General features: G+C 75.1%; 6 protein-coding genes and 1 pseudogene. All 7 read right to left on the bottom strand.

Translation table 11 applies throughout. From position 1 onward, the window contains the following. Nucleotides 1-412: 412 nt before the first annotated feature. On the bottom strand, nt 413-811 hold the full coding sequence (locus BAW75_RS05360) for a DUF3040 domain-containing protein (protein ID WP_030500228.1): 399 nt from the start codon (nt 809-811) through the stop codon (nt 413-415). 115 nt (nt 812-926) lie between these two features. After that, entirely contained in the window at nt 927-2,186 is a 1,260-nt protein-coding gene (locus BAW75_RS05355) for a DNA polymerase IV (RefSeq protein ID WP_104112838.1), read from the bottom strand. Nucleotides 2,187-2,279: 93 nt separating this feature from the next. Beyond that, entirely contained in the window at nt 2,280-3,443 is a 1,164-nt protein-coding gene (locus BAW75_RS05350) for an alkaline phosphatase family protein (RefSeq protein ID WP_104112837.1), read from the bottom strand. Then, nucleotides 3,440-4,171 (bottom strand): methyltransferase domain-containing protein, encoded by a 732-nt coding sequence (locus BAW75_RS05345; protein ID WP_030500225.1) that lies wholly within the window; start codon nt 4,169-4,171, stop codon nt 3,440-3,442. Before BAW75_RS05345 ends, BAW75_RS05350 begins: the two co-directional genes overlap by 4 nt. Nucleotides 4,172-4,202: 31 nt before the next feature. Then, a complete protein-coding gene (locus BAW75_RS05340; protein WP_030500224.1) occupies nt 4,203-4,382 on the bottom strand; it encodes a hypothetical protein in 180 nt (59 codons plus the stop codon). A 96-nt stretch (nt 4,383-4,478) separates the two neighbouring features. Next, nucleotides 4,479-7,829, bottom strand: a complete 3,351-nt coding sequence (locus BAW75_RS05335; RefSeq protein WP_104112839.1) for an error-prone DNA polymerase — start codon at nt 7,827-7,829, stop codon at nt 4,479-4,481. Nucleotides 7,830-7,847: 18 nt separating this feature from the next. After that, nucleotides 7,848-8,306: pseudogene (locus BAW75_RS05330) on the bottom strand (DNA polymerase Y family protein); the annotation flags it as partial.

The following is an 8,306-nucleotide window of genomic DNA, read 5'->3' as shown; positions in this document are numbered from 1 at the left end:
CCCTCACCCCCACCCCCACGATCCACAACCCCTGACACATCTATCGGGACTTCCCGTTGACACATGTCCCGGGACATGACAGCCCCTATAGCGGCCCTTTCGTACCAAGATCTTCGCGTTTCCCGCGCTTCGGGAGATCGATCTCTAGTCGTGGACTATCAGCCGACAGGAGCCGCCGCAGGTCGGCGCGGAGGCGATGATCGGCTGCGAAGCACTGGCCAGCGGACCGGGGAGAGACTCACGCCGCAGCCGGGGAATCCGGGGGCACCGCCACACCGAGCGACATCAGGGCGTGGACGGGTGCGGCGCGATCGACCGCTACGCGACACCAACCGGCCGTGGAGCGGGCACGACGAAGCGCACGCCGACGGGCGTCGCCGCGACATCCGCCCCGGTCCGGGGCGGAGCACGGTCAGCGGTGTCCCTCCGGGCGCTGCCGCCAGCGGTCCTCCATCCGGTCGAGGAAGGAGCCCCGGCGGCCACTGCTGCGGCCACGGGGACGACGCCGGCTCGTTGTGCCGCCGACCACGTGCAGGTCGGGCGACTGGGATCGGCGGTGCGACTGCACCGCGTAGCCCAACGAGGCCAGCATGACGACGAAACCCGCCACGGCCACCGCGGGAATCTTGATCACGGCACCATAGATCAACAGGGCCAGACCAGCGACGACCACGCCGGCAGCGACGAGCACGCGACGCCGCGCGTGGAAACGCGGGTCGCTGGCGCGCACGGCCGAGGCGAACTTGGGGTCCTCGGCAAGCGACCGCTCGATCTGCTCGAACAGCCGCTGCTCGTGCTCCGAGAGCGGCACGGCACTCCTCCCCGGTCACGTTGGTCGACCCGGGCGGGTCGACAGACCGTGGCAGCCAACCGGCTGCTTACCCGCAAGTCTACGAGGGCCCCCGCGCGTCGGAAAGCGGGACGACCTACGGCCGGGTCGGTTTTTCGACTTGTCGTGTATCACGACGGCCGAGAAGACTGGCCGGACCTATGACGGACCGCCCGAATCGGGCGGCCGCCGCATCGGCCGCCGCCTCCGCCTCACGCCAGCCGCGCTCGGGCGCGCCGAGGGTGAGCTGCTGCGGGGTCTCCCCGGCGGGGGCGAGACCTTCCATCCGGACCCCGACCAGCCGAACCGGCTCGCCGGGAGCGAGCGCGCCCCACAACGCCCAGGCCGTGTCGAACATCTCCCGGGCGGTGTCGGTGGGCACGGCGAGCGTGCGGGAGCGGCTGATCGTCCGGAAGTCGGCGAAACGGACCTTGAGCGACACGGTACGGCCCACCTGCCCGGCCGCCCGCAGCCGAGCGCCGGCCTTGTCGGCGAGCGCGAGCAGGGACCGCCGGATCTCGTCCGGGTCGGTCACGTCGGTGTCGAACGTGACCTCCGCGCCGATCGACTTCTCCACCTGTTCGGGCGTCACCCCGCGCGGGTCACGCCCCCAGGCCAGCTCGTGCAGGTGGGCGGCGGACGCCTCGCCCACGGCCCGGCGCAGCAGGCCGGCCGGCGCCTCGGCGAGGTCACGTACGGTGCGCAGGCCGAGGCGGCGCAGCGCGTCGGCGGAACGCTCCCCCACGCCCCACAGGGCGGACACCGGCAGCGGGTGCAGGAACTCCAGCACCCGGGCGGCCGGGACCACGAGCAGGCCGTCGGGCTTGGCCCGGGTGGAGCCGAGCTTCGCCACGAACTTGCTCGGCCCGACGCCCACCGAACAGGTCAGCCGCTGTTCGTCGGCGACCCGGCGGCGGATCAGCGCGGCGATGTCGGCGGGCCGGCCGAACAGCCGGCGGGCGCCCGCCACGTCGAGGAACGCCTCGTCCAGCGAGAGCGGCTCGACCAGGGGCGTGACGTCCCGGAAGATCCGCATGACCGCCCGCGACGCCTCGGTGTAGGCGGTGAAGTCGGGCGGCAGGTAGACAGCGCCGGGGCAGAGCGCCCGGGCGCGGGAGGTGGGCATGGCGCTGCGGACGCCGTACCGCCGGGCCTCGTAGCTGGCGGAGCTGACCACGCCGCGCGGGCCGACGCCGCCCACCACCACCGGCCGCCCGCGCAGCTCGGGACGGCGGCGCACCTCGACCGAGGCGTAGAACGCGTCCATGTCGACGTGCAGGATGGCGCAGCCGGTGTCGTCGGCGTCCGGCCCGAAGCGCGGGTCACCGCCTCGGGGCAACGACTGGCTGCGGCCCATGCCAGCAGGCTAGCCCGCCGGTCCGACAACCCCACCGCCCAGCCCGGCGGCCACCAAGGCGCCACCCCACGCACCGGCCAGGACCGGGCCCTCTCAGCCCCGCACCACCAGCAGCGGAACGGTCATCTCGGCGGCGGTGTCCGCGCCGTGGTACGCCACCAGCCGCGACGCCATCGGCGGCTCGGAACGGGTGGCGACCACCGCGTAGGTGTCCCGGCAGACCACCACCACGTCGCCGATCCGCCTCAGGTGCGCCTCGGGCACCGGCCCGAACCAGCCGGTCGCCACCGCCTCGGCGCGGGTCAGCACGTGCGCGGCCGGGCCCAGCAGCTCGGTCCAGGCGGCCACCACGTCGGCTTCGGCGCCCGGCTCGGTGTGCAGGTAGCGGACGCGGGGCTCACCGGCGACCACCAGTACCCCGGCGCGCAGCCGGGGATCGGCGTCCAGGTCGATCCGGTGCCCGGCGGGCACGTCGAGCTGGCCGTGGTCGGCGGTGACCAGCAGCGCGGCGTCCGGCGGCAGCCCGTCGACGAGCCGGGCCAGCAGCGCGTCCACATCGGCGGCGGCCAGCCGCCACGGCTCGGAGTCGACACCGCTGAGGTGCCCGTGCCGGTCCAGGTCGGGGTGGTACCCGGAGACCAGCGTGGGTCCGTCCCCGGCGGCCAGCGCCGCCAGCATCCGCGCGGCGAGCGCGTCGGCGCCGGCCGCGCCCCGGTAGTCGCCGCCCCGGTTGGCGGCGAGCGTCAGGCCGCTGCCGGCGAACTCGGGGCGGCTGACCACGGTCACCGCCACCCCGGCGGCGCGCGCCCGCTGGTACCAGGTGGGCACCGGCTGCCAGCTCACCGGGTCGGGGTCGCCGGCCCAGTCGACGTGGTTGAGCACCCGGTCGGTGCCGGGCACCCGGACGGTGAAGCCGAGCACGCCGTGCGCGCCCGACGCGGTGCCGGTGCCGAGGCTGACCAGGCTGGTCGGGGTGGTGGACGGGAAGCCGGTGGTGAGCGGCCGGCCGGTGGTGGCGGCCAGTCCGGCGAGCGTCGGGGCGTACCGGGCGGCGGTGGGGATCTGGTACCAGCCGAGGCCGTCGACGAGCAGCACCGCGATCCGGCGTACCCCGGCCAGCCCCGGTGCCAGGCCGAGCCGGTCGGCCGCACCGGGTACGCCGAGCACCGACAGCGCGCTGGGCAGCACGTCGGCCAGGCTGCCGCCGTCGTAGCGCGGCGCAACCCGGTCCAGCGGGCCCGGAGCCGGGCCAGTCATGCCGGGCGGCGGGCGAACAGGTGCAGTTGAGCGGCGAGATCACGGTACGGGGGCCGGGCCGCGAGCGCCCGCTCCAGCTCCACCAGGGCGGCCGGCTGACCGTCGGCCACGGCGGCCGGAAGCAGGTCGGCGAGCACCCGTACCCCGTGGATCTCCTCCACGGCGAGGCCGGCGGCGGTGAGCAGCGCGCTCGCGTCGGCGGCGTCGTAGCGGCGGCGCAGCGTGTCCCGGCGGCCGGTGGTGCCGTGCGGGTCGGCGGCCAGCGCCGCGGCGGCGTCAAGTTGCCCGTTCATCGCCCGGCCGAACACGGCGGCGGCCCGGCCGGCGACGAGCACGCTCGCCGCGCCGCCCGGGCGCAACGCGGTGACCAGCGCGGAGATCACCGGTTCCGGCTCGTCGACGACTTCGAGGACGGAGTGGCAGAGCACCAGGTCCACGGTGGCCGGTTCGACCAGCCCGGCGAGCGCGTCGGCGTCGCCCTGCGTCGCGCGTACCCGGTCGGCGACCCCGGCCTCGGCGGCGCGGCGGGTCAGCGCGGCGAGCGCGTCGGGGCTGGCGTCGACCACTGTGACCCGGTGACCGGCCTCGGCGAGCGGGACGGCGAAGCCGCCGGTCCCGCCTCCGACGTCGAGCACGGAGAGTCGTTCGCCGGCCCGCCGGTCCAGCTCGGCCCGGAGCACCGACCAGATGACGGCGGTGCGGGGGGTGAGGGTTCGGATCTGCTCCACGCGCCGAGCCTAGTCACCCCCCGGCCCAGGTTCAGGACTCGCCGCCGCCGGCGGGGTCGTCCTCGGCGCGGGAGCGCTGGTCGTTGGCCACCGGGCCGTCGGTCACCTGGTATTCCCGCGGCTCGGCCTCGTGGGTGGGCGCCCAGTCGGCGCCGAGGCGGGTCCGTCGGGCGTTGGCTACGCCACCGGCGTACGTGCGGTGAAAGGTCATCTGTTCATCCCCCATACCCCGGGTGGGCCACTCTGCCCACCCGCGTCGGGAGTCTCCCGCCTCCGGCTCACGGAAACCGTAATGTGGATCACTCCATCAACGGAAATCCCTGGATGCCGGTGTGACGGGGGGCTCGATCGCGTCCAGCCGGTCCGCGGTGAGGTTCGTGACGCCCTCGTGCCGCTGCAGCCGGCCCCGCACCACCAGTGCTCCACTGGTGCGGGCGATTCGACGGTAGCGCTGCCACAGCCCCGGGGAGCAAGTGACATTCAGCATTCCGGTCTCGTCCTCCAGGTTGAGGAACGTGACGCCGCCGGCGGTCGCCGGGCGCTGCCGGTGGGTGACGATCCCGCCGACCCGGATCCGCTGCCCGGGCGGCACCTGGCCGAGCCGGGCGATCGGCACCGCGCCCAGTTCGTCGAGGCGGTCCCGGATGAACCGGGCCGGGTGGCTCTCCGGGGACAGGCCGGTGGCCCAGACGTCGGCGACCAGGCGGTCCACCGCGGCCATGCCGGGCAGCGTGGGCGGGTCCGCGCCGGTCACCGTGCCGGGCAGCCGGCCGGGCCGGTCCTGGGCCGCCGCGCCGGCGGCCCAGAGGGCCTGCCGCCGGGTCAGCCCGAAACAGGCGAAGGCGTCGGCGGTGGCCAGCGCCTCCAGCTGCGCGGCGGTGAGACCGACGCGGCGGGCCAGGTCCGGCATGTCCCGGTACGGCCCGTGCGCCGTCCGTTCCGCCTCGATCCGCTCGGCCACGTCCTCGCCGAGGGTACGGACGCTGCCCAGCCCGAGCCGTACCGCCGGGCCGCCCAGCCCCCAGGCGTGCGGCGGCTCCGGCGGCACGCTGCCCCACCGCGTCTGCGGGGTGGACTCCAGCACCGCCTTGGCGCCGCTGGCGTTGATGTCCGGCCGGCGTACCTCCACGCCGTGCCGGCGGGCGTCGTCGGCGAGCGTCTGCGGCGAGTAGAAGCCCATCGGCTGGGCGTTGAGCAGCGCGGCCAGGAACGGGCCCGGGTGGTAGCGCTTGAGCCACGAGCTGGCGTACACCAGGTAGGCGAAGCTCATCGCGTGGCTCTCCGGGAAGCCGTAGCTGGCGAACGCGGTGAGCTTGCGGTAGACGTCGTCGGCCAGCTCGCCGGTGATGCCCCGCTCGGCCATCCCGGCGTAGAGCCGGTCGGCGATCTGCGCCATCCGCTCCACCGACCGTTTCGCCCCCATGGCCCGGCGCAGCTGGTCGGCGCCGGCCGCGTCGAACCCGGCCAGGTCGATGGCGAGCTGCATGAGCTGCTCCTGGAACAGCGGCACGCCGAGCGTCTTCTCCAGCGCGTTGCGCATCAGCGGGTGCGCGTACGTGACCGGCTCCTGGCCGTTCTTGCGCCGGATGTACGGGTGCACCGAGCCGCCCTGGATCGGGCCGGGCCGGATCAGCGCCACCTCCACCACCAGGTCGTAGAACTCGCGGGGCTTGAGCCGGGGCAGCGTGGCCATCTGGGCGCGGCTCTCCACCTGGAACACGCCCACCGAGTCGGCCCGGCAGAGCATGTCGTAGACCTCGGGGTCGTCCAGCGTCATGTCGCCGAGGTCGAGGCGGGAGCCGATCAGGTCGTAGCCGTAGTGCAGCGCCGAGAGCATGCCGAGGCCGAGCAGGTCGAACTTGACCAGGCCGACGGCCGCGCAGTCGTCCTTGTCCCACTGGAGCACGCTGCGGCCGGGCATCCGGCCCCACTCCACCGGGCACACCTCGATCACCGGCCGGTCGCAGATCACCATGCCGCCGGAGTGGATGCCCAGGTGCCGGGGGAACGTCTGCAGCTCGTTGGCGTACGCGACCACCTGCTCCGGGATGTCCGCCACGTCGACCGCGGCGACCGAGCCCCACCTGTCGATCTGCTTGCTCCAGGCGTCCTGCTGGCCGGGTGAGAAGCCGAACGCCTTCGCCACGTCCCGCACCGCCGACCGGGGCCGGTACGAGATGACGTTGGCGACCTGGGCGGTGTGCTCCCGGCCGTAGCGGGCGTAGACGTGCTGGATCACCTCCTCCCGGCGGTCGGACTCGATGTCCACGTCGATGTCCGGCGGGCCGTCGCGTTCCGGGGCGAGGAACCGTTCGAACAGCAGCCGGTGCCGGACCGCGTCCACGTTGGTGATGCGCAGCGCGTAGCAGACCGCCGAGTTGGCCGCCGAGCCCCGGCCCTGGCAGTAGATGTCCTGCGCACGGCAGAACGCGACGATGTCGTAGACCACCAGGAAGTAGCCGGGGAACCCGAGGTCTTCGATCATCCGCAGCTCGTGTTCCAGCTGCGCGTACGCCTCCGGGTGCGCCTCGGGCGGGCCGTAGCGCTCGCGGGCGCCGTCCATGGTCAGCCGGCGCAGCCAGCTCATCTCGGTGTGCCCGGGCGGCACCGGGTACGCCGGCAGCTTCGGCGCCACGAGCTGCAGGTCGAAGGCGAGTTCCGCGCCGTACTCGGCGGCCCGCGCCACCGCCCCCGGGTACGCGGCGAACCGCGCTGCCATCTCCGCGCCGCTGCGCAGGTGGGCGGTGGCCGCGGCGGGCAGCCAGCCGTCGATCTCGTCGAGGCTGCGCCGGGCCCGGACCGCCGCGACCGTGGTGGCCAGCCGCCGCCGGCCCGGGGTGGCGTAGTGCACGTTGTTCGTGGCGACTGTGGGCAGCCCGGCCGCGGCGGCCAGGTCGGCGAGCGCGTCGTTGCGGTCGGCGTCGACCGGGTGGCCGTGGTCGGTCAGCTCCACCGCCACCGTCTCCGCGCCGAACAGCGCGGTGAGCCGGTCCAGCTCCCGGGCCGCCGCGTCGACGCCCTCGGTGAGCAGCGCGGCGGGCACGTGCCCCTTGCGGCAGCCGGTGAGCACCAGCACGTGGTCCTTCAGCTCCGCCGCGATCTCCTCCAACTCGCCGTAGACCGGGCGGCCCTTCTCCCCGCCGCGCAGCTGGGCCCGGGAGATGGTGGCGGCCAGGCGCGCGTACCCCTCGTGGCCGTGCGCCAGCACCAGCAGATGCCGGCCGAGCGGGTCGGGTTCGCCGTTCTGCGGGCCGGGCAGCCCGAGGGACAGTTCCGCGCCGAAGATCGTCGGCAGCCGCAGCGCGCGGGCCGCCTCGGCGAAGCGCACCACGCCGTAGAAGCCGTCGTGGTCGGTGACGGCGAGCGCGGTGAGCCCGAGCCGGGCCGCCTCCTCGGCCAGCTCCTCCGGGTGGCTGGCCCCGTCGAGGAAGCTGAAGTTGGAGTGCGCGTGCAGCTCCGCGTACGGCACCACGCCGTCCGGCCGGTCCAACTGCGGCGGCCGGTATTCCTGGCGCTTGCGGCTCCACGCCGGTGAGTCGCCGCCGTCGGCGTCGACCGCGAGCGGGTCGACCACGTGCAGGTGCCGCTCCCCCTTGGCCCGCCCGGAGAGCACCTGCTCCAGCTTCGACCAGGGCATCTTCGGGTTGTGGAAGCTCACCCCGCGCTCCCCCGGCACTCAGTCATAGATCGCCTCCACCAGCCACTGCCCGCCCTCGACCGCGAGCAGCAGCGCGGCGCCGTCGGCCAGGCACACCTGGAACCGGGCCCGGCGGCGCGCCTCGGCCGGCGCCCACCACCGCTCGTCCACCGGCCACGGCCCGGCCCACCCGGTGATCTCGGCCGGGCGCCCGTCGCCGACGGTGAGCCGGGCCGGCGCCGCGCTGACCGCCAGCCGGGCGCTCACCACGACCGGCTCCCCGGCCGCGTCGCGCACGTCGGCGGCCAGTGGGGCGGGCAGCACCACGGCCGGCGCGGGCGGCGGGATCCGCCCCGGCCACGGCGGCTCGGCCATCGCCCGGCCCCGCCCGGCCCGCCGGGGCCGCTCCGGGTGCCGAGTCCGCCCCTGTCGTCGTACCCCCTGGGGGCCGTGCGGGGCGCGCGGGCACCCGCTCGTCGCCCCACGGGACCAGGCGCA

Origin of the sequence: Micromonospora chalcea (assembly GCF_002926165.1) — a bacterium.
Taxonomy (GTDB): domain Bacteria; phylum Actinomycetota; class Actinomycetes; order Mycobacteriales; family Micromonosporaceae; genus Micromonospora; species Micromonospora chalcea.
Note: the sequence above shows the minus strand (reverse complement) of the source record. Positions and strands in the feature narration are given on the sequence as shown.